The organism is Vibrio qingdaonensis (genome assembly GCF_026191675.1).
Taxonomy (GTDB): Bacteria; Pseudomonadota; Gammaproteobacteria; order Enterobacterales; family Vibrionaceae; genus Vibrio; species Vibrio qingdaonensis.
In genome coordinates, this window is record NZ_JAKRRY010000011.1 from 41,661 (window position 1) to 62,698 (window position 21,038).

A 21,038-nucleotide genomic window follows, 5' to 3' on the forward strand; every position below is an offset into this window, starting at 1 on the left:
ACACATTTATATTTAAATAGCAGCATAGAAACCCTTCGAAATAACGACTATTCCGATATAGATATAGAGAAAGTGAAATTATGGAAATATACACTTATCACGATGAACTCGCGACATTTCGAGTAACGCAAGAAGCGACGATTGAAGTCAATGGTGAATATGAATGGCGTCTAGACGTTGAGCCAAAATGTACTTTACCTGCGGGGACCAAGTTTGTTATCACGGTTCAGCCCTACCAGCATCAATTGTCTGATGAATATTTACAGTGCTACGACTACTGGAAACCCAGTTATCTCTATGCATTAGCTGATGAAGAAGCTCTAGAAATTGATGTGGCAATTCACAAAGTCAAAACAGAATTTAGTCACATCAATCGCTGGAACGACTCCTCTCGTGAAGCTCACATCACCCTCATTGACGAATTCCAAACCGGACAAGCATTTTTTGTTCAGTTCGGAGGCGTCGACCGCCTGTATCTTAAAGGCGATGCGGCACCGACTCGTATCGGTATTCGCGCCTTTAACGACGACGTATGTCGCATTGAAAAGACTTTTGATATGACACTTGGCGGGTCGACAAACACACGTCGCTTAAATGTCTTCCCAGATATCACATTAACACCAGGAGCAGCAAGCGAGTTATCACTTGTTACGCCGACTATCGCCCAACAGGGAGAAAACTTTAAACTATCCATGCTGGCAGTGGACCGTTTTGAAAACCCAATTAAGGACTACACTTGCGCGCCGCTTACCATCGTGTTCACCAATTTAGACAACGATGACAAAGTTCTTGTCTCCAACGTCGAATATGGAAACGTAAACTGCGCCCTGCAACAAGGTTGTTATCTTGCCACTATTGAAGGTACCGACCTACGTGTCGCCCCCTCAGTGATTAAAGTGGTTGAGAAGATAGAACACAACATCTACTGGGGCGATACACATACTCACTCTAACCTGACGGCAAACATTCGAGATAACGACTGTGGCGCGTTCCCACGTAACGCCTACGCATACGCTAAAGAAGTGGCGCGACTAGATTTTGTTGGCCTGTCAGAACAGACCTTTACCTTCAATGAAGATCGAACCCTCAACATTGATAAAGCCACATGGAAAACCATTGGTGAAGAATGTGACAAATTTAACCAAGAAGGCGAGTTTGTGACTTTTTGTGGCTTTGAACTGCATGGTCGCCGTGGTGATACCGTCGCACTATTTAAGCATTCTTTGTCACAAGAAAAGTACCCCGATCGTGATGTCACCATCATTCACGATATATGGGATATCTACAAAGGCCGTGAATTCATTACTATTCCGCACCTACATCGCTTTTGTAATGGTCGCAGTCCAAAGCACGTCGACAACCAAGATGCAAAATTCGAGAAAGGCTTCGACCTCGCCAACTGGGAAGCAAGTAGCGAAGATGAAACGATGATCGAAGTCTATTCCGCGCAATGGGGACGTTTTGAGTATGCGAAAAACCCGATGCTCCACAAAGCCCGTAACAATGTAAAAAATAATACGGTCGTCGACTTCTTAAACCGAGGTAAAAAATTCGGATTTGTCTCCAATAGTGATGGTCACGATGGTAATCCAGGTTATGGCGGTATTACGGGAGTGATAGCCAAGCAACACACTCGCGCGGACATTTTTGACTCGATGAAAGCTCGGCACACCATTGCCACCACACACCCTCGTATGTTTCTAAATCTTAACATCGACCAAACGACGATCGGTAATGATGCTCAGAAAGCTGACACTCATCACTTAGTCATTGAAGCCATCACGCCTGACCCGATGTCAAAAGTTGAGTTGGTAGTGGATGGAGAAGTATTCGAAAAATGGTCGGTAAACGGACATAAGTTCACCGCCGATCTGAAAGCCTGCGCATTAGGATCTAACGCGTCATATGTTTATCTACGCGTATTCCAAAAAGACCGCAATATCGGCTGGACAAGCCCAATCTGGCTCACTTAATACCCATTATGCTTTTACTCAGTAAACGTTAAAAAAGTAAGTGCCTGTGGCGCTTACTTTTTCGTAATGAGAGGCAATAAAGCAACGCTAGATAAATCGCTGATAAATTTGATTCACCGATGTTGTAAAGGCTTCGACGTCTGAGGCATCCGGTTTTGCCATCAAATCATACCTTTGTAACACCTCAATCAGTTTCCAAGGGGTAACGGTTTCACTCCCCACAATTTCAGCATGCCCTGCATGGACGGTTATTGGCTGACCTTGCGTCGAACTGTCCACCATGGATTTGGTTTGCTCGACGAGTGAGAACACGTAATCATCTTGAATACACTGTCCCTTGGCATCTTCAATTCGGCATGTATTTAGCTCATCAGTTTTAATAATGAGGTGACGGTCGAGTTGCGGTATGAGTTCACCCGGCGTTTCGATAAAATCAGCCTGTGGTGGAATATCGAGATATTTTGCGCCAGTCACGGCATAGCAAATCGCATCAACAACCCCGAGAGAAGCGATTCTTAACCAGCTGATACCGCAATGTGAAGCCGCTTCAATACCTTTAAACGGGGCGGAAATCGTCGCTATTTCTATAGGGTCGTGGGTGATTTTTTTGCCATCAGATCGCTGGTTAGTCGACGCTCGTCGAGTGATTAAGCCCCCTTGACTATGACCTAAAACGGTGAGTTGTTGTTCACCTAATACTGGGCTAAGCGTGTTTACCGCCTCAATAAGCTCACCAGCAACATCATCCAACCTACGTCTATCGTCATATTCAAAACAAGCCGTCTGCTGCCCTAATTGCTCATAGACTTCTGACAATGCTTTAAACTGACCTTCCGATGCAAGACAGCCATGAATAATGAGTACCAAAGGTTCATTATTCTTAATTCGTAAAGGCTGGCTTGAAGTACCACACGAGCGCACGCTTTTGTCAGGAAACAGCATCGATAAGTCAACCGTCTCTGCTTGAACATTCGAAATCATGCCTACGGCTATTGCAGTGCAAGTCACCCAACTACGCCACATTCCCATGCCCCACTCCTTGGGTTAGTTTCGTTACTTATTAAAATCGTTATAGATAATTGAAGTATTCATGCCACGCTTGTCATCATAAACAAAAGTAAAGTTCGCTTCAATTTCTAGACCTTGCTGACTCTACAGATCATGAATAACTACATTTGTATCTATAGCGATTTGATCAGGTAATAGACATTTAAGGTGATCATTCGTCCGCTTATCGTCAAAAGCCAAATTTCAGATACAAAAAAACACGCATTAAAGCGTCTTATTTTCAGTTGCTTGGGAGTTAGTGCCGAAAGGAGAAGAGATTGGAGCGTGCAGCGGGAATCGAACCCGCATCATCAGCTTGGAAGGCTGAGGTAATAGCCATTATACGATGCACGCACATCGTTGGTACGAGATAGATAATGCCACAATCGCTAAGAATGAAAAGCGTTATTTTACACTTAAGTGTTTGTTTGCACGTTTTTTATTCTTAGTGCTTAACGATTGTACGTCTCATCACCTCAAAACAACAAAAACCGTGACGGGTGACACGGTTTTCCTCTCTGACCATTGTATCTATCATTATAGCCGACTTACCCAAGCCGACGATCAGAACTGATAGTGGACACCCACCATAAACACGCCAATGTCAGCGTTGCCCAGGTTCACACCGCTACCGTGTTCGAAATTAGGCATCATGTGCGTATAATCCAATCTCATGTTGACGCTATTGTTCATCGCAATGTTAACGCCAATACCAGCGTGAGTACCAAGGCCAATCGAGTAATCATTGGTACTTTCTTTACTGGGCTTACCATTCCAGCCCATCAGAAACCCAGATAACCCTAACTTGGTGTATACCGCTATATTGTCGTTAAAATAGTAAGAGAATTTAGGGGACACCGAAACAGCACCCGTGACAGAAGATAAGCCAGTAACCGAGGTGTTTGCGCCAAGCAGCTGCCCTTCTAAACCAAACCAGTCTGTAAAATGGTAGCCCGCATACACGGCCATTGCAGGACTAGAATGATTATAACGCTCACCTTCAAATGTATTTTCTATTGAATAAGTTTGCATGTTGCCCAACGCGCCGCCGACAAACGCACCCTGCTTGTCTGCCGCGAAAAGAGTAAACGACGCAATCACTAACGAGCCAGCTAACGTTACCTTCCTGGTCATTAACCAACCCCATTTAATACGTGACAACTTCGACTGAGAATCGCTTAAGACACGAAGCCCAATGCGCCTGTCACATAACGATTCTGCCGTATTGAACATCGCCAATGATGTTGGCATGATTACTTGCTCAGTCGCTTGCCTGATCTCTTGCATAGTTGCCGCCTTTCCATTGTAATAATTCATGCTATTTCGCTACTTTATCAATCACGCTAATATGTTGCTGCACAATGCGACAAACGGGTAAAATCCATGACAAGAAGTCACATACTGCGACGGTAAGTCATCCCCCTTTCTGTGCGATTATTAAGCATTTCAAATCGCCCGCAAAAATCCTCGTAAATTATTTCAATAGCGCTCGTCAAAACCACTAAGCTCTGCTACCTTTGACGCCACTTAACAACATAGTTACAACCTGAGTTCGATGCACCTATGCCTTCACCTCATACCATAAAAAAAATCGTTGAAATTGGTGATACATTACACCGCAGTGGCTGTGCTCCTTATAAAGTAGAAAAGTACGCGCAATACTATGCTCAAAAGCATGGTATCGACGTCATGGTGCAAGCAACGCCTACCGCGATTAATTATCAATTTCCCGATAAAAATAACACGGTGGTATTAAAGCGACTCAAACCTGCATCCATCAACCTTGGCCTACTGGCTAATACCATCATTCGTATTAATCAACCCAGTAACGAACCCGTTCCGGAACCGATTGGTTATCCAAAGTGGGTCGTTGCATTGGCTAATATGGGCATTCCACCGGCCTACTTAATGCTCGTTGGTAGCACTTTAGAAGCCGTCGGATATTCCGTTATACTTGGTTTAATTGTTTGGCTCACTCAGTTGGTTGTGAAGGGTCGCAATTCAATCGCCGTCGAATTTGTGGCTGCACTGTTAACCGGAATTTTTGTCGCGTTTATCGCCAGCACGGGGGCAGCAATTCCCGTTTGGGCATTATGTATCGCCACCGTGGTGCTTTTTGTCCCCGGACTCTCTATTGCCAACTCATTGGAATGTCTAGCGTTTAATGATTTGGTCTCTGGTACGGCCCTATTAGGGCAAAGTGCATTAACACTGATAAAGTTGTTCATTGGCGTGATAATGGGACTCAATATTGGTGAAGCGTGGTGGGGGCAAGCGGAATCTTTGTCTTACACCAATGAAGTCCCTCTATGGCTGCACGGTTTCGGGCTACTGCTTATCTCCTCGTCTATTGGTGTGATTTTTAATGCTCGCCCAAAAGATATATTGCTAGGGTTACCCGTTGCTGTTCTTGGTATGTGGGGCCCTTTTTATCTTGGCTTTAGTAGTGGCTGGATTGTCGGTACATGGATTACAACCGTGCTCATTACGTTATACGGGACTTGGGTAGCCAAACGACTCGATCTTACCGGCTCTATTTATATCGTCCAAGGCATCATCATACTGGTCCCTGGTAGCCGAGTATTGGTCAGTGCCAGTCAGTCGGTGTTTGAACAATCGATTTTGCCGATCCCCAACATCGGTTTATCCGCATTATTTATGTTCTCCGCAATTGTTGCAGGGCAAATTACTGCTTATTCTTTATACTCCCCTAAAATAGATCGTTAGTCATACTCGGGGCCGGACTATTAGTCCAGCCCCGAGCAAACCGCTTTATATTGGTTCCAGTAAGTTTACAAATTTATTAATTTTTGGCTAAAATTTATTCTTTTATATCAAAAGGTTAAAAATTTGTTTCTTATTATCCCACGCTACTTTAATTAATCATTTTGTCAGAGAAATGAAATGTCATGTAATTGAAATCAAAAAACTAGCTTAAGTTCAAATATTCCATACAAGCTTCACTTAGAATCGTTGACTTAACTCTATAGTGGCTTATATTAATTTCTGGCTAGAAATGAAGTTACGTTGTTTACAAAAGACATTCGTTGAATTCAAAGCAATTCCTTGTCGTGTTGTACGCAATAGCAATTTACTTTTTCGCGCTATAGCTGCCGAATCGGCAAAACAAAAAAGAAAATACTAAATTTTAGGATTACACTATGTCTAACACAGTAACTGGTACCGTTAAGTGGTTCAACGAAACTAAAGGCTTTGGCTTCATTCAACAAGAGAATGGCCCTGACGTGTTCGCTCACTTCAGCAACATCAAAGCAGACGGTTTCCGCACTTTAGCTGAAGGCCAAAAAGTTGAGTTCAAAGTAACTCAAGGTCAAAAAGGTCCTCAAGCTGAAGAGATCATGCCAGTTTAATTACTGTTGATACTCCAGATACTATTAGCCAGCGCAAGCTGGCTATTTTTTTACCATTTAGGCCATTAAGCTACCAATTCTGTACCAATTTGCCATTAAGCTACGTAAGATACCCTGTCTTCTCATTAATTGTGTTGTAACCCCCCTATGGCTATCAAACCGACCATCTACAAGTTCCGCGTTGCACTTACCGATATGAATCGTGACTATTACGATTCACTTAACCTAACTGTTGCATTACACCCATCAGAAACTCATTTACGAATGATGGCGCGCCTGATGGCATTTTGTTTGAACGCCTCACCTGAACTTCAGTTTACAAAAGGCCTATCCGATATCGACGAACCGGATATCTGGCAGAAAACACTCGATGACCAAACCGAAATGTGGATTGAAATTGGTGAGCCAGATGTAGAGCGCGTGAAAAAAGCGACACGCTTATCCAAGAAAACCAAAGTTTATAGCTTCAATACGAAAAGTGATGTGTGGTGGAAGCAAAACCAAGGAAAGTTTGGTTACCTCAACGCCAGCGTGTATCGCTTCAATAATGAATCCATTGAAGCCTTAACAGGTTTAGTGGCTCGAACAATGGATTTATCCGTGATGATTACAGGTACGTCTTTATTCGTCGATGGTGATAACGGTTCTGTGGAAGTCCTTGTTGAGGAGCTTCAAGAGAAATGAGCCCATTAGAGACGCATCTACGCAGCCTCAATGTTGAACAGATCGCGGTGATTGCCTCTCACTCTACGCGTTTTTCTGAGCTTTGTGCTCGGGAAAATGCGCTATTTGAGCATGCTAAAGCCAATAAACCTGAAACACCTGATCTTGGTATCATGTTGGGGTTATTTACTAAGTTGAACATTGAGTCACTGACCTCATTGGACGCGCATTCTAATCAAATTCATACCATGCAGCAAAGCTTTGAAGATAAGTTAGGCAAAGATCAAGCACAAATCTTTAAGCTACCCGTTCTTGACGAGCTTATTCTGATTACTCATGTGTGGCTGTATGTACAAGGCTGCTTGGGGATGGATTACAGCTTAGCCAATGACCACGCTGCTCAAACCAGTCAGGTCATTAGCCAATTTAGTGAGAACGGCATAGATGAACAGCGGGTCGCATTCACGGAAAGCTACTATCTTGGAGTGCGTTACTTCGAAGCAAACAGACCACCAGCAACCGGATGGAAACGCTGGTTTGAAAAATGGTTTAACTAAAGGCTAAACCATTTAAATATTACTGTCACATGCCGCGGGTGCGAGCAGTCGAGATCAAGCCTATCGATTACAAATAAGCATGAGGTCCAAACACTTCATAATGAATATGTTCTCGCGATACCCCTAGCGCCTCTAACTGCTTTACAATACTTTCCATAAACACCACTGGGCCGCAAAGATAGAAATCCCCCTCTTCAAGCGGTAGTGGGTTGGCGACGTTTTTCAGATCCATTAATCCTTGATGAGTGTTTGCCTTGTTTAGCTCAAACGTTGCCGTGTTGTACCATACCTCACTTGCCCAACCTCTGCCCACTATCGCGCTGTCAGTCTCGTCGAGAAATGCATGTTGAGTTTGATTTTCACAAGCGTGTAGATAAGTGACGTGCTCTGTTTTTTCCGTTCCGGCTAACTGCTGCAATATCGCCTGCATCGGTGTACAACCCACACCAGCAGAGATCAATACAACCGGTCTTTGCTTTTCAACGTAAAAGAAATCACCCGCAGGAGGCATTAGGTTAACTTTATCTCCAACGTTCACTTCGTCATGCAGATAATTTGAAACCAACCCCAATTGAGAGCCCTCTCCTTCTTTTTTCACTGAAATTCGGTAGTTATTATTGTTGGATGCTTGAGATAAAGAATACTGACGAATTTCAATATGTTCGCTTTGCGATGGTGTCACTTCAATGCCGATGTATTGCCCTGCTTTGTATGCAATCACAGCTTGGTTATCTTCCGGCGTCAGAACAAAGCTTGTCACCACTTCCGATTCCTTTACTTTGTCGGAAACGATGAACGAACGAGCACCAGCCCAACCGCCATTAGCCGCTTCACTTTCAAGGTACAAAGCAGACTCACGATCGATGAATATCTGGGCTAAAAATAGGTACGCAGCAGTCCAAGCCTCTTCAACCTCAGTGGTAAAAGCGTCGGGTGCCAACTCTCTCAATGTTTCAATTAGATGTAATCCAACAATTTGATAATGCTCTGCTTTAATATTGAAACTCGTATGTTTATGAGCAATACGTTCAACTGCGGAACTTAACGCCGCTAAGTTTTCGATATTTTTCGCATAGGCCGCAATAGCTTCAAACAAGGCTACGCTTTGGCGACCCGTTTTCTGGTGCGTCATATTGAAAATGTCTTTGAGTTCTGGATTATGAGAGAACATTCTTTGATAAAAATGCTGAGTAAGTGCTGGACCCGCTGATTCTAATAGTGGAATAGTACTTTTAACGATATCAATATGTTGATTAGTTAGCATTTGGACTCCCTTAAGACAATAATGGTTTACTTTAAAATGGTTGACGAGATTGACTTTCTAAATTGGACTGAGTGCTCTACTTGAATCAGAATAGACATGTTAGGCACCAGTACCGTTTATAGTTATGTATGTCACTGATTAACGATGAGTATAAGTTGAGAATCATACCGAGTTGTCGTTCAGCTAATGACTTATATAGCGCATATCTATACTGCGCATGCCTATACAGCACATACCGTGCCAACTCGTTCAACGCCCGCTATATAATGATAGTTATTACTATTTTCATTTCAATTATGTCCAAATGACCTCTTTAACGTAAGTCAATTAGACACTATAATGCAATTAACACTCTCTTTAGGTGACGGTTTCCATGCAAGATTTCTCTCCATCCAATCTGGTCGAGTTGACGATAGGACTTGCCAGTAGTAGCAATGACCAACAGCGATTTGATACTCTGCTTAACACTATCCGTAAAACCATTCACTGCGATTCAGTCGCCCTGCTTTCTCAACAAGGTGACACCTTGGTCCCCCTTGCGATGCAAGGATTGTCTCGCGACACGATGGGAAGACGATTTGTCATTGCCGAGCACCCAAGGTTCTCACAAATTTGCGCCTCAACGACGCCAGTTATTTTTGATGCAGACAGTGACCTACCCGACCCTTTTGATGGCTTGCTTATTGACCACCATGGCGATTTACCGATGCACTCTTGCATGGGGCTCCCGCTGATCTTCGGTGATAAAATGTTAGGTGCACTAACCTTAGACAGCTTATCGACGAACGCATTTGACGATATCCCTCAACGAAGCCTTGATGTTTTATCCGCCATCGCTGCCTCGACACTAAAAATGGCGATGACCTTTTCTCAGCTAGAGTACCAAGCCAAACAATCCAAGCAGCTACTTGAAGAGCTCAACGTAGAAGCCTGGGAAAGAGACGGCGGGGAAATGATTGGCAACAGCGCGCCCATGCAAGCCATGAAGTCTGATATTGAAATAGTCGCCCCATCAGATTTTAATATTCTCATCCATGGTGAAACTGGCGTCGGTAAAGAGCTTGTCGCTCGTACTCTTCATCATCAATCGACACGCAGACAAAACCCGTTGGTGTACGTCAACTGCGCTGCGATCCCAGAAAATCTCATCGAAAGTGAATTATTTGGTCATGTCAAAGGTGCCTTTACTGGTGCAGACCAAAATCGTAAGGGCAAATTTGCGCTCGCTGACGGCGGCACCCTTTTTCTTGATGAAATTGGCGAGCTTCCACTCGCAGCGCAAAGTAAATTACTGCGCGCATTACAGAACAATGAAATTCAGCCTGTTGGTCGAGATGAAATTCAAAAAATAAATGTGCGTATACTGGCTGCGACTAATCGGGAGTTAAAAGAGGAAGTGGAACAAGGAAAATTTCGGGCCGACTTATATCATCGCTTAACAGTGTACCCTATTTCCGTTCCCCCCCTTCGAGAACGTAATGGCGACATTGAGTTACTGACAGGCTTTTTCCTGGAACAAGCGCGGCGTAAGCTGGGCATTTCGCAATTAAAACTGAGCCCAAATGTGAGTGCATATCTCAATCGCTACAATTGGCCTGGCAATGTACGTGAACTCGAGCACGTCATCAATCGTGCAACGCTTAAGGCAAAGGCGCGTATGTTTGATAAGAAAGTGATATCAGTGAGTATTGAAGACTGCGGACAATTTGACGATGAAGCAACGCCCACTGTCACCACAAGTCATACTCAGTCTCCTATCAGTATTAACACCAACAGTGGCTTACGAGAAGCAACAGAAGAGTTCCAGAGAAAAGTCATTTCAGACGCGCTCATTCAAGCAGATTACAACTGGGCTCAAGCCAGCCGAGTACTTAAAACTGACCGCGCGAACTTAATACGGCTAGCGAAGCGACTCGGCATTACTGTCTCTAAAAACCCTCAAATTAGTCGCTTATAGATTCAGTCGCTCATAGCAGTACAGTCGCTCATAACAATACTGTCGCTCATAACAATACAGTAAACCGCACACGCTAAAAAAGGGTTCTGTACTAAGTCGTCTTTTATACGAACGAGTCATTTCCCTTTAACCACTCTGATATCGCCCTAAGTTGGGCAAATACAATGGACAAACCGCAACATGCATTTAAACACGCCACCAAGACCCGTTAATAACCATAAAATCTACCACGCTCACGTCTATTTCGATAAAGACACCCTGCCTTTTGCTTCTAAACTGTGCCACGCTGCCGGTGAAAAATTCGGTCTAGAAATCGGACGAGTTCACCAAAAAACCGTGGGTCCCCACACTGAGTGGAGTTGCCAAATTTTATTCAGTAATCAATCATTCGACCTATTGGTCCCTTGGTTAGATGAACACAGAGAAGGGTTAAGCGTACTTATTCATGCTGACACAGGGGACGATATCAAAGATCATACGACCTTTGCTTATTGGTTGGGTGATGCCGTGGCCTTGAATTTTGACGCCTTCTAGCTTCAAGGCATCAAGGCATCAAGGCATCAAGAATCATAAGCGTTACAGTAAAGAGATGTCTGAAGCGTAAATAAAATGTTAATATCGCCTCACAATAAAAACCGCTCAACAAAGGTCGTTATGAAAGTCATTCGTATTGTTCTTGGAAAAATCATTTTGGTGCTCAATTTTGTGTTTACCCCACGTGGTGTAAAACGTTCGAGCGAAGCTCAGCAACAAGCCAACGAAAAAGCTAAAGCACTATCGCTTTATCAATTTGAAGCGTGTCCTTTTTGTGTCAAAGTTCGCCGTGAAATGAAGCGCCAGTCTGTCAATATTGAGCTCAAAGACGCTAAAAATGACAGCATTGCACGCGAGCAACTGCTAGAAGGCGGTGGTCGTGTTAAAGTGCCTTGCCTGAAAATTGAAAAAGATGGACAAGTTGAGTGGATGTACGAATCATCAGATATCGTCACCTACCTGCAAAAAGAATTCGCGTAACTTCCCCTGAGAATTTGTACATAGAGTTATTAATTTCTGAATCGTTTTTTAACGTCATCCGGCCATTAATAACTCTAGTCTTTTCCAACTCGCTACAACAATCATTACGTCGTCATTTCATCAAGGGGATCCGCTTGACGCTTTTGACTTCCTAGTACAAAGAACGCGTCTATCCAATGCAGAATAAGCACAGAGTCTTGGGGCTTATCAATTTGTTTAAAGGCATCTTTATAATGGTGGGGCGTAACAAGCTTTTTGCGTTGTTCCAGTACTTTGGTTGTGAACTCAGTACTAAACTCTGGATGCCCTTGCACTGTTAAAACATGATTGTCTTTGACTAACATGAAGTTGGGGCAAAATTCATTGCTAGCAATCACTCGAACCCCTTTCGGAACAATCGTGACTTGATCTTGGTGGCTCACTAGCAAGCGAATGGTGTCCATAGACAAATTCATCCATTTCTTTTGGGCAGTGACAAACACTTCGTAGCTACCTAACCCCCAGCCTTTGGGTGACTGTTCTACCGTTCCCCCTAACGCTCGCGCAATCACTTGATGACCGAAACAAATCCCCACTAACGGCTTACGTCTGGCTTCACACGCCCGAATCCAATCCATCAGATTGTGTATCCACGGTAGATCATCATAAGCGTTATGCACACTGCCACTGACAATAAAGCCATGATACTCGTCAAGGCTGGGTAATTCCCCATCCAGCACATTGAAGTTTACAAATTCAAACGCATGGTTTACCTCAGTTAACGATGCCTTGATCATATCGAAATATTGCCCGTGTTCACTCGAAAGCGCCTGATCGACGTAGCCACACGTTAAAATCCCTATTTTCATTTGCCACCTTTTCTTGTTGCCTACCGTATACTATCTCTTCACTTTGTCTCTAAGACGCTCAGACAGCCCCACATCAATTCACTGGTAGAATTACTCTATTTTTCAACATCTTCACCACGTACTCTTCCCTATCTTTTGAGTATAGAAGTGATTTCTATCAATGCCATGGGAGATAGCAGCAGCGTTAAAAAATATTGTCATTGCGTTTAACCTGCAATAATCCAATAAAAGGTGTCAACGCCTTTATGACTCTTGGCCAGTTCTTGCTAGAATGCGCTCAGATTTCATTAGAGTAGAACTCAAACCATGTACCAATTAACTTTCTCGCTCCAAGAATTTCTTTCCACTTACTGGCAGAAGAAACCCACCATCATTAAAGGTGGCTTTGCTCACTTTCAAGATCCACTTTCGCCAGAAGAGCTTGCCGGATTGACCATGGAAGAGGAAGTCGACTCCCGATTTGTGTCTAACCTCAATGATGAATGGCAGGCTGAACATGGCCCGTTCAATGAAGATAAATTTGCGTCTTTAGGGCAAAGTAATTGGTCGTTCATCGTCCAAGCCGCCAATCACTGGCATGAAGGTGCTGCGCAACTCGTTACGCCTTTCAAAGCGATGCCACAGTGGCTATTCGACGATTTAATGATTAGCTACTCGGTCAAAGACGGAGGCGTTGGTCCTCATATTGACCAGTATGATGTGTTCATCATCCAAGGTATGGGTAAGCGCCATTGGCGTGTGGGTGCCAAGGACATCGGCCAGTATACAGAAACCTGCCGTCACGAAGCACTGCGTCAGATTGAATCCTTTGACGCTGAAATCGACCAAATCTTGGAGCCAGGCGACATTCTTTATATTCCACCGGGCTTTCCTCACGATGGCTACGCACTCGAGCCGTCAATGAGCTACTCCGTTGGATTCCGTTCACCAAAAGAACAAGAACTGATTAGTAATTTTGCTGACTACATCCTAGCGAATGACTACGGCGATGTGCACATGCACAAGCCCGAGCTGAGTACACAAGATAACCACGGTGCCATTACTGCTGGTGATCTAGCGTCACTAACCGAAATGCTAACGTCGAAACTCAATGACCCACTGGCAGTGAAAGATTTTATGGCGACAATGCTGAGTCAATCTCGTCATCATTTAAACATCATTGCACCTGAGCCAAAATGGACACAAGAAGAAATGGCGCAACACTTGAGCGATTCAGGTGAGCTAACGAAAGTCGCAGGATTGCGCGCACTACACCATGAAGATGAGCCTTCTATGCTCTATGTAAATGGCGACATGCTTAAGGTGCCAGAAGAGCTAGCACCTCTCATTATGGCGTTATGCCACAATACAACAATTCAGCTTCCAGCGCCTTGCACTAGCGCTGTGTCTTTGCTCACCGAACTGGTGAATAAGGGGTATTGGTACGCCGAGTAAGTGTGATTATCGGACTTCAAGGCCATCGAGAACAATAATACGTTCAAGAAGAAGCTCGTTACTCATCTTTAAAGCCCGCTTCATAATAGCGGGCTATTTTCTCTGGTGTAAATGTCTGATAAACGAAGAAACGTTATCCGAAATTTCCTGAACATCTGGCTCAAGTAACTTTACCGTTATTTCTGAGTCTCGATTCTCTAACACACCCTTATCATTGATGACAAATAATCGTTTTCCGATGACTCGTTGGCTTTCGCTCTCAATAAGTTCGACCGAAACGATCAAACGTAAGTTACGATCGCGCGTTCCCGAAACGACCTTAGCTAAATCGATTACCGCGCCAATTGGAATAAAATCCGTTGGCTTCACAGCACCAGACACGCCTTCAATGTTCTGTACATCAACGGCAATTTCCAGAATTTGATTGCTCTTAGTCGAAGATTCTACAGAGAGGCTTCCCATTTGCTTTCGTAGCAATTGTTCGAGTTCAGAACGCAATGTTTCAACTACATTTTGAGACACATATGCTTGCTCGACTTTACGCTCTGCGGTGACCGCGCCCAATTCAACTGCAGAGTAATTATCGAGCTTAAAACCATCGTCATACCAAGAAACGCCCTTATACTTCCCTATCGTTTCAACCGAAAAATGTCGATAACTGTCTTGCGGCTTATAGTCTGCCTGTGTCGGCAGCGTATTTGTGCATCCCGTTACGGCTAGCATCATCGACAGCATCAAAATTTTCACTTTCAAACTCTAGAACTCCTCTATCAACACCTTTCAAGCATAGGTACCACTCGCTTAATAGCCAATTTTGAGATCAAAAACGTGAACCATCGTTATTATCGGACTTCAAGACCAAGATTATACTGCGCGAGGCAGCGTCCAACGTAGCTGACCTTCAATACCGCAGCAATCAGAATAGTACTGATGTGTGCGAACACTTGAGTCGTCAGTGAAAAATGATGTGCCATTGGGTACGCGATAACGATACTGAGCAACATCAAAAATAATGTCGTACCCAAAGTAACATTAGAAATAAAAAGTACGGTTTGAAATTGTTGTGTCATATCGACCTCACGAACATGGTAGTTACTAATGATTATCATTAATCAACTACCATTCCAACTTTGACATCGCTTTATTATCAATATCTAACCTAATACCACAAACAAAAATAGGTTATATTGACTCACGCGACAATAGGTCAATACAACCCAATGACGTCAAATTAAATTCAATGTTGGCGAAGACTCCTATTGAACGTTGAGGTGTTTTCTTCAATGGCTTTCAACCAAAGACTCACGAACGAATTCTGTGATTTGTCGTTGAATAATTTCACGACGAATCACTTTTCAGAACGGTTTATCTGCGTAAGTACAGCTATCGCCAACATTAGAGCTAACAAAGCACAAGCTGCCACAAACATAAACATACGCTCCATTCCAAACTGTTGCCCTACCACGCCACCTAGGCTTGTTCCCGCCGCGTAACCACCAGCAATAGCGAATAGAAGGTAACCTTGAGTAGAAGCTGGTGGTAACGTCGTGACTTTCGCGACAATAGCGGGTTTCACCATGTCCACCATCGATAAAAATTGCATAAAAAGTAAGTGCATGAGAAGCGGCAAGTAGAAATAACTCCCGTCACCGATAACGAGATAAGATAATACGCCACCAATAATGGCATAGCCCGTTAAACCAATGACCCAAACAGCCCCGGCCCCCATTTTATTGAGAAGGCGTCCAGACAAGTCGAGCGTTACTAGCGAGATGATAGACGAGACCATCAGTAATACCGACATCGCTGACTTATCAATTGCAAAAAGTTGCTCAAACAAATTCGGACCTTGTGCAACTTGGTTACTACTGGCGAACATCGCAATAAATACGGCAAGTAAGAAAGTAATGAATGTTAAGTTCCAATGCCCCTTATCTGCATCGCCATTACCTTCCGCGTGAGCAATGACTAGCTTTGCTGCCGCTTTGACATTGTCAATTCTTACAATCAATAACGCGATAACAGACATCACTGCAATCAGTAAGAAACTAAACTTCACGGCTTGTTCGCTCACTAAGGCCAGTAACGCCCCCATCACTATCGCCCCAACAAAGATACTCTGGTTCATTCGAGTTAAACAAAGCGCTTCATGGTCTTTATCCAATCCTGCTGCAACAATGAACGACGGATTGACTACCATTAGTGTAATTGACCCTAAGCCAATCAAAAATGTCGCAACATACATTGCCCATGTTTGATTGACAAAGGCGAATATCACCATCGCTGTCGCATGTAACACTAGAGCACTGCTTTGGGCAGCGGCATGAAGTTTATATCGATCAATTACCCCTCCAATTAGCGGGGCAATAAAACCACTTAGTCCAACAAACGCTAAGGCGCTGCCACTATGAAACATCGAGCCAGAGACCTGATAGATATGACTTGGAACTAAAATAGGGAGCGCCACTAACTGAATCGCGCCAAACATAAATGCGGCGGCATACCAAAACGAAAGACCTTGCTTCATTATTACCTCTTCAATCGTAAACCAAATAGAAAAATGATACGGAAAGTTCGCTCTTTGCAGAAGTTACACCGCAGTATGACACCTACCAGCCCTTCCTGTTACCTATGATAAAACTTCGTCTCTTTTCATCACATTTCACTTAATTTTCTCATTTCGCCCCCTAATCTAATACCAGAATAAAACACTAAAACATCCAATAAATTACAAACAAACAACAACTATTTTTTACACATACAAAATTAATCAATACATTGACGGCGATCATTCTTCACCAATCAATGTCACGCCACAATATGCATCCTGTTCTAATTACAAGGATTTATCATGTCTGATCCAACTGCTCCAGAACGTAAAGTCACCATAGGAAGTTACTTGGCTCTTGCGTTTGCCATCGTTTTCTTTTCTGGTTTATTACAATCCAACGAATGGTATGGTGTTTTCGACTTTACGACGCTTAATGGCTCGTTTGGTCAAGTGGCCCATTCTGTTAGCGAAACCTCCGATGGTGTCGTTGAAGCGGCTAAAACCACCTTCCGTGGTGTTGGCGGAAGCGGCGCCCGCGATGGCTTTATTTTCGCATTAACGCTTATTCCAACGGTGATGTTTGCCTTAGGAATGATCAACGTGTTAGAGCATTACGGTGCATTAGACGCTGCTCGTAAGCTACTTTCTCCGCTTCTTCGCCCTTTAATGGGTATTCCTGGTAACTCAGGGCTAGCGCTCATTGCGTCGTTACAAAGTACGGATGCTGGTGCGGCGATGACTCGTCAACTTAAAGATGAAGGCCACCTGACCAAACGTGAAACCGACGTGTTTACCATGTTCCAATTCACAGCAGGCGCCGCCATTGTTAACTTTTTCTCTTCTGGCGCTGTATTGTTTACCCTGACTATGATGGATGGCTCTCTAGCCGTAACATCATCGATAGGACTCGCGGTCGCCGTAATGTTCCTATTTAAGTTTGTTGGTGCCAACCTATTCCGTCTTTACCTCAACATTACAGAAGGCAAGGAAGACAAAAACCAAAATGACAACGACACAGCAACGAAGCAGGAGATGCCATAATGAGTGAAGTGAAAGCTAAAAAGCCAATGGTAACGGACATTTTTGTTGAAGGCGCAAAGAAGGGCTGGGTCATCGCAACAACTTCAACGGTTCCTAATGTGTTGATGGCGTTTGTTATCATCAAAGCACTGCAAATCACTGGTGCCCTTGGCGCTATGGGCGTGCTATTTTCGCCAATCATGGCGGTCTTTGGTTTACCTGGTGAATCGGCAGCGGTACTCATTGGCGCATGGATGTCGATGGGTGGCGCAGTTGGCGTAGTCATCACTTTATTTGACCAAGGTATTCTTAATGGTACGCACATTGCTATTCTCGCGCCCGCTATCTATCTAATGGGCTCACAGATTCAATATATGGGTCGTATCATGGGCCCTATAGGCACTGAAGGCCGCTATATTCCAGTGATGATTGCCATCTCTGTACTGAATGCTTTTGGCGCCATGTTCCTAATGAACATCCTAGTTTAGCCCTTAGTAGGCATAAACTTCGTATAGAACGGCCTTTCGAGGCCGTTTTTTTTGAGTAAGACTTATCAAGACTCAATTTGTAGGTATACTCCCCTACCTAATTAAATAGAGGAATTCTGTTGTGGCAAATGATATGTCTGTGATTATTGGTCTCGTTAACCCAAAAAGTCCAACCAACGTCGGTGCGGTAATGCGCGCTGCGGGTTGCTATCAAGCGTCGGAGGTTCGTTATAGTGGCGAGCGCTTCGATAAAGCCGCAAAGTTTCAAACTGATACTCAAAACATAAACAAAACGATTCCTCTTGTCGGAACCGAAGATCTACTCGGCTCCTTGACTGAAGACATGAAAATTGTTTGTGTCGAGCTCGTGGTAGGGGCAACGCCATTGCCAGATTTCGTCCACCCTGAAAAAGCGATCTATATCTTTGGTCCGGAAGACAACTCCATTCCAAAGAAAATCGTGAAGCAAGCTGATGAAGTCGTTTATGTACCAACGATTGGCTGCATGAACCTTGCGGCAACAACCAATGTTCTACTCTACGACCGATTGGCGAAATCAGCGCAAGAGATTAATCACGATGAACTCATCAAAAGCAGCCGAGACAAAAATAATCACCTCAAAGTCTAACTGCTCAACTGGCTTTAAATTTATAGCGGCCTTACCTGGCATGAAACAAACTAACCGCCGATCAAAGCGGCTAGTTTGTTTCATCACTCAATGAACGGCAAAGGCTAACGACACTTAAACTGTGCAACTTGCCCACTAAGCTCCTCCACACGAGCAGTCACTTCATCCGTAACGCCATTTGCATCACGGGATTGTTGCGCGACCATTTTTAGTGCTTCGTTGATTTCATTAACCAATGTTGAAATAGACTGTGTTGCAGAAGCTTGTTGCTCAGCCGTTGCCGCCAACGTACTCATTTGATCGTTGACGTTTTCCACTTGTTCCGCCGTCGATTTAATTCGCGAAGCCGCCATATTCGTATGGGAGACGGCTTCACCCGCAATCGTATTGCCAATGCCTATTTGCTCAACAACTTTCTCGGTTGATGATTGAATCGCCTGAATTATTCCGTTAATTTCACTGGTTGACTCAGTCGTACGGCTTGCCAGCATGCGTACTTCATCAGCAACCACCGCAAAGCCTCGTCCTTGCTCTCCCGCTCTCGCGGCTTCAATTGCCGCATTGAGTGCCAGTAAATTAGTCTGCTCAGCCAGCCCTTCTATAACATCCGTCACTTTACTGATTGCTTGGCTCTCTTGGCGAAGTGTCTCAACAAGTGCTGCCGTGGTTTCAATCGCTTCTGCTAACAATGTCATGCTTTCTTGGTTGGCCTTTAATGCCACCTCTCCACTTTGCAGTTCCGCTTTAGAATCAAATAACGTCGACGACGACGCTTGCACCTGATGTGCGGTTTGCTCTGCACCTACAGCCACTTCTGATAACGAATGACCAATTTCATCAACATGTTGAGATTGGCGCTCCATTCTCTGCAGTCCATCTCGGCTTGATTGCATTAGTTGCGCCATGCCGCCTTGAACCGACACGGCGTTCTCCGTGACGCCACCCACTAAATCTGCCAATGATTGGTTCATCGAATTCACTGAACGTGTGAGGTCTGCAAGTTCATCGCTTCCTGTAATCACCAACGCAGGATTGGATACATCACCTGAGGCGATTTGCTGTGCTCTGTTCGCTAGCGTTTTGATACGCGCGCCGATATGATGCCCCATCACACTCGACACCACGAAAGCACTCAACAATGCAGCCCCACAACTACTCAGAAGAATGACAACAACCATAGCGATACTTGTTGCTATGCTCTCTTCGGTTTTCGCGGCATTGGCTTGCTGCTGAGAAACAATGGTATTAAGGGAGATTTGCATTGCGTCGACAGCAGGCACAAGCGAAGAAGACATCAGGTAACTTGCACGGTTCCAATCTGCCGATTGGCGAATTTGAATAACTTGCTCTGCCAGCGGAAAGTAAAGCTGCTTCATTTCGTTGAACAGTGACCACAAACTTTGATCGCTTGAGCTTAATAATGACGTTTTACTGGCAATTTCGTCGACAACTTGTCGATGATATTTCATTAAGTCATGGTATTTATCTAAATAATCTTGTTGACCATATTGCAAGTAGTCTCGCAGAGCCGCAAGTGCGTTCGCTAACGACGTATAGCCATCGGCATAAAGCTTAAACAAGCGTTTACGCTCTCCTCCCTCGGTTCTACCGGCTTCATCGTTAATCAGACCTTGTAGCTGATCTAATGCAACTTCAGCAATAGGGGCGGCTTCATTGATAAACATAGAGTGAGCGGGAAGATTGTCATCTGTATGGCTGAGGGTTACAATTTCTTGAGCAGTCAGTTTAATGTTCGACCAAGCAGTATCTAAGTCATGATACTGACTCGATGAAATCAGTGACTCCAGACTAATCAGTTGAATGTCGGTGGTGTCAAACGCCTCAAACACCTTTTCCTGACCGAGTTCTTTACCATTATCTGAGTCGTTTAATAGCATGTACCCGCGAAGCACAGAGACCGTCGATTGAAGGGATTGCCCCACCTGACGACTTGCATCAACCGTTGGCAAATCATATTGCAGCAAAGATTGCGTGTGGTCTTGCACTTGAATAACACTTCGATAAACCAATAGCGAAGAGACGATAAACAGTACACCAAGCGCTAGAAAACCCATTCTAAGCTTACCCGATATCGAGAACTTCATCCTTAATCCTTTTATAAATTCCTTATTATCTCGGTACTATATCGACAAATATAACAAAATCTATACATTTTCATTATGATTCTTGAATCGTGTTATTTAACCGTTCTCATTGTGTTCA

Annotated in this window: 20 protein-coding genes and 1 tRNA gene; 12 read left to right on the forward strand and 9 right to left on the reverse strand. The window is 44.0% G+C overall.

The window, feature by feature from the left end:
* Positions 1 to 80: 80 nt before the first annotated feature.
* Positions 81 to 1,973 (forward strand): DUF3604 domain-containing protein, encoded by a 1,893-nt coding sequence (locus tag MD535_RS10225; protein WP_265674938.1) that lies wholly within the window; start codon positions 81 to 83, stop codon positions 1,971 to 1,973.
* Between the two features lie 87 nt (positions 1,974 to 2,060).
* On the opposite strand, the gene MD535_RS10230 is transcribed toward MD535_RS10225, so the two are convergent.
* From MD535_RS10230 to MD535_RS10240, 3 genes are all read right to left on the reverse strand, one after another.
* A complete protein-coding gene (locus MD535_RS10230) occupies positions 2,061 to 3,002 on the reverse strand; it encodes an esterase/lipase family protein (protein ID WP_265674939.1) in 942 nt (313 codons plus the stop codon).
* A gap of 297 nt (positions 3,003 to 3,299) precedes the next feature.
* A tRNA-Gly gene (locus tag MD535_RS10235) sits at positions 3,300 to 3,374 on the reverse strand.
* Positions 3,375 to 3,584: 210 nt separating this feature from the next.
* Positions 3,585 to 4,307: a porin family protein gene (locus tag MD535_RS10240; RefSeq protein ID WP_265674940.1), complete on the reverse strand. Its 723-nt coding sequence runs from the start codon at positions 4,305 to 4,307 to the stop codon at positions 3,585 to 3,587.
* A 276-nt stretch (positions 4,308 to 4,583) separates the two neighbouring features.
* Here MD535_RS10240 and MD535_RS10245 point away from each other — a divergent pair, with 276 nt between their 5' ends.
* The 4 genes from MD535_RS10245 (at position 4,584) to MD535_RS10260 (ending at position 7,611) form a co-directional block, all read left to right on the forward strand.
* Positions 4,584 to 5,747, forward strand: a complete 1,164-nt coding sequence (locus MD535_RS10245) for a threonine/serine exporter family protein (RefSeq protein ID WP_265674941.1) — start codon at positions 4,584 to 4,586, stop codon at positions 5,745 to 5,747.
* A gap of 434 nt (positions 5,748 to 6,181) precedes the next feature.
* The gene (locus MD535_RS10250) at positions 6,182 to 6,391 is read left to right on the forward strand and encodes a cold-shock protein (RefSeq protein ID WP_102469409.1); all 210 of its coding nucleotides are present in this window, start codon (positions 6,182 to 6,184) and stop codon (positions 6,389 to 6,391) included.
* Positions 6,392 to 6,538: 147 nt separating this feature from the next.
* The gene (locus tag MD535_RS10255) at positions 6,539 to 7,075 is read left to right on the forward strand and encodes a YaeQ family protein (RefSeq protein WP_265674942.1); all 537 of its coding nucleotides are present in this window, start codon (positions 6,539 to 6,541) and stop codon (positions 7,073 to 7,075) included.
* Complete coding sequence (locus MD535_RS10260; protein ID WP_265674943.1) at positions 7,072 to 7,611, forward strand: hypothetical protein; 540 nt, start codon at positions 7,072 to 7,074, stop codon at positions 7,609 to 7,611. The genes MD535_RS10255 and MD535_RS10260 overlap by 4 nt, the downstream gene beginning before the upstream one ends.
* Positions 7,612 to 7,678: 67 nt before the next feature.
* Here the strand turns inward: MD535_RS10260 and hmpA are convergent, their stop codons facing one another.
* Entirely contained in the window at positions 7,679 to 8,875 is a 1,197-nt protein-coding gene (gene hmpA, locus MD535_RS10265; RefSeq protein WP_265674944.1) for an NO-inducible flavohemoprotein, read from the reverse strand.
* A gap of 373 nt (positions 8,876 to 9,248) precedes the next feature.
* Here hmpA and norR point away from each other — a divergent pair, with 373 nt between their 5' ends.
* From norR to MD535_RS10280, 3 genes are all read left to right on the forward strand, one after another.
* Positions 9,249 to 10,832: a nitric oxide reductase transcriptional regulator NorR gene (gene norR / locus MD535_RS10270; protein WP_265674945.1), complete on the forward strand. Its 1,584-nt coding sequence runs from the start codon at positions 9,249 to 9,251 to the stop codon at positions 10,830 to 10,832.
* 180 nt (positions 10,833 to 11,012) lie between these two features.
* On the forward strand, positions 11,013 to 11,366 hold the full coding sequence (locus tag MD535_RS10275) for a DOPA 4,5-dioxygenase family protein (protein ID WP_265674946.1): 354 nt from the start codon (positions 11,013 to 11,015) through the stop codon (positions 11,364 to 11,366).
* Positions 11,367 to 11,486: 120 nt separating this feature from the next.
* The gene (locus tag MD535_RS10280; protein ID WP_265674947.1) at positions 11,487 to 11,846 is read left to right on the forward strand and encodes a glutaredoxin family protein; all 360 of its coding nucleotides are present in this window, start codon (positions 11,487 to 11,489) and stop codon (positions 11,844 to 11,846) included.
* A 104-nt stretch (positions 11,847 to 11,950) separates the two neighbouring features.
* On the opposite strand, the gene MD535_RS10285 is transcribed toward MD535_RS10280, so the two are convergent.
* On the reverse strand, positions 11,951 to 12,694 hold the full coding sequence (locus tag MD535_RS10285; RefSeq protein ID WP_265674948.1) for a type 1 glutamine amidotransferase: 744 nt from the start codon (positions 12,692 to 12,694) through the stop codon (positions 11,951 to 11,953).
* Positions 12,695 to 13,000: 306 nt separating this feature from the next.
* Here MD535_RS10285 and MD535_RS10290 point away from each other — a divergent pair, with 306 nt between their 5' ends.
* Positions 13,001 to 14,128, forward strand: coding sequence for a ribosomal protein uL16 3-hydroxylase (locus MD535_RS10290; RefSeq protein ID WP_265674949.1), 1,128 nt, complete (start codon positions 13,001 to 13,003; stop codon positions 14,126 to 14,128).
* 93 nt (positions 14,129 to 14,221) lie between these two features.
* Here MD535_RS10290 and MD535_RS10295 read toward each other — a convergent pair whose 3' ends face one another.
* The 3 genes from MD535_RS10295 to MD535_RS10305 form a co-directional block, all read right to left on the reverse strand.
* Entirely contained in the window at positions 14,222 to 14,875 is a 654-nt protein-coding gene (locus tag MD535_RS10295; protein ID WP_265675011.1) for a DUF3313 family protein, read from the reverse strand.
* Positions 14,876 to 14,970: 95 nt separating this feature from the next.
* Positions 14,971 to 15,198: a hypothetical protein gene (locus MD535_RS10300; protein WP_390902923.1), complete on the reverse strand. Its 228-nt coding sequence runs from the start codon at positions 15,196 to 15,198 to the stop codon at positions 14,971 to 14,973.
* 278 nt (positions 15,199 to 15,476) lie between these two features.
* Entirely contained in the window at positions 15,477 to 16,655 is a 1,179-nt protein-coding gene (locus MD535_RS10305) for an MFS transporter (RefSeq protein ID WP_265674951.1), read from the reverse strand.
* A 324-nt stretch (positions 16,656 to 16,979) separates the two neighbouring features.
* Between MD535_RS10305 and MD535_RS10310 the strand changes: the two genes are divergently transcribed.
* The 3 genes from MD535_RS10310 (at position 16,980) to MD535_RS10320 (ending at position 18,815) form a co-directional block, all read left to right on the forward strand.
* Positions 16,980 to 17,720: a nucleoside recognition domain-containing protein gene (locus MD535_RS10310; RefSeq protein WP_265674952.1), complete on the forward strand. Its 741-nt coding sequence runs from the start codon at positions 16,980 to 16,982 to the stop codon at positions 17,718 to 17,720.
* On the forward strand, positions 17,720 to 18,187 hold the full coding sequence (locus MD535_RS10315; RefSeq protein ID WP_265674953.1) for a YjiG family protein: 468 nt from the start codon (positions 17,720 to 17,722) through the stop codon (positions 18,185 to 18,187). The genes MD535_RS10310 and MD535_RS10315 overlap by 1 nt, the downstream gene beginning before the upstream one ends.
* 133 nt (positions 18,188 to 18,320) lie before the next feature.
* Positions 18,321 to 18,815, forward strand: coding sequence for an RNA methyltransferase (locus tag MD535_RS10320; protein WP_265675012.1), 495 nt, complete (start codon positions 18,321 to 18,323; stop codon positions 18,813 to 18,815).
* Between the two features lie 104 nt (positions 18,816 to 18,919).
* On the opposite strand, the gene MD535_RS10325 is transcribed toward MD535_RS10320, so the two are convergent.
* On the reverse strand, positions 18,920 to 20,920 hold the full coding sequence (locus MD535_RS10325; protein WP_265674954.1) for a methyl-accepting chemotaxis protein: 2,001 nt from the start codon (positions 20,918 to 20,920) through the stop codon (positions 18,920 to 18,922).
* Positions 20,921 to 21,038: the final 118 nt, after the last annotated feature.

Bases quoted from the DNA above. Each gene is read 5' to 3' on its own strand.
- MD535_RS10225 (WP_265674938.1), top strand. From the start codon at position 81: ATGGAAATATACACTTATCACGATGAACTCGCGACATTTCGAGTAACG.
- MD535_RS10230 (WP_265674939.1), bottom strand. From the start codon at position 3,002: ATGGGAATGTGGCGTAGTTGGGTGACTTGCACTGCAATAGCCGTAGGC.
- MD535_RS10240 (WP_265674940.1), bottom strand. From the start codon at position 4,307: ATGCAAGAGATCAGGCAAGCGACTGAGCAAGTAATCATGCCAACATCA.
- MD535_RS10245 (WP_265674941.1), top strand. From the start codon at position 4,584: ATGCCTTCACCTCATACCATAAAAAAAATCGTTGAAATTGGTGATACA.
- MD535_RS10250 (WP_102469409.1), top strand. From the start codon at position 6,182: ATGTCTAACACAGTAACTGGTACCGTTAAGTGGTTCAACGAAACTAAA.
- MD535_RS10255 (WP_265674942.1), top strand. From the start codon at position 6,539: ATGGCTATCAAACCGACCATCTACAAGTTCCGCGTTGCACTTACCGAT.
- MD535_RS10260 (WP_265674943.1), top strand. From the start codon at position 7,072: ATGAGCCCATTAGAGACGCATCTACGCAGCCTCAATGTTGAACAGATC.
- hmpA (WP_265674944.1), bottom strand. From the start codon at position 8,875: ATGCTAACTAATCAACATATTGATATCGTTAAAAGTACTATTCCACTA.
- norR (WP_265674945.1), top strand. From the start codon at position 9,249: ATGCAAGATTTCTCTCCATCCAATCTGGTCGAGTTGACGATAGGACTT.
- MD535_RS10275 (WP_265674946.1), top strand. From the start codon at position 11,013: ATGCATTTAAACACGCCACCAAGACCCGTTAATAACCATAAAATCTAC.
- MD535_RS10280 (WP_265674947.1), top strand. From the start codon at position 11,487: ATGAAAGTCATTCGTATTGTTCTTGGAAAAATCATTTTGGTGCTCAAT.
- MD535_RS10285 (WP_265674948.1), bottom strand. From the start codon at position 12,694: ATGAAAATAGGGATTTTAACGTGTGGCTACGTCGATCAGGCGCTTTCG.
- MD535_RS10290 (WP_265674949.1), top strand. From the start codon at position 13,001: ATGTACCAATTAACTTTCTCGCTCCAAGAATTTCTTTCCACTTACTGG.
- MD535_RS10300 (WP_390902923.1), bottom strand. From the start codon at position 15,198: ATGACACAACAATTTCAAACCGTACTTTTTATTTCTAATGTTACTTTG.
- MD535_RS10305 (WP_265674951.1), bottom strand. From the start codon at position 16,655: ATGAAGCAAGGTCTTTCGTTTTGGTATGCCGCCGCATTTATGTTTGGC.
- MD535_RS10310 (WP_265674952.1), top strand. From the start codon at position 16,980: ATGTCTGATCCAACTGCTCCAGAACGTAAAGTCACCATAGGAAGTTAC.
- MD535_RS10315 (WP_265674953.1), top strand. From the start codon at position 17,720: ATGAGTGAAGTGAAAGCTAAAAAGCCAATGGTAACGGACATTTTTGTT.
- MD535_RS10320 (WP_265675012.1), top strand. From the start codon at position 18,321: ATGTCTGTGATTATTGGTCTCGTTAACCCAAAAAGTCCAACCAACGTC.
- MD535_RS10325 (WP_265674954.1), bottom strand. From the start codon at position 20,920: ATGAAGTTCTCGATATCGGGTAAGCTTAGAATGGGTTTTCTAGCGCTT.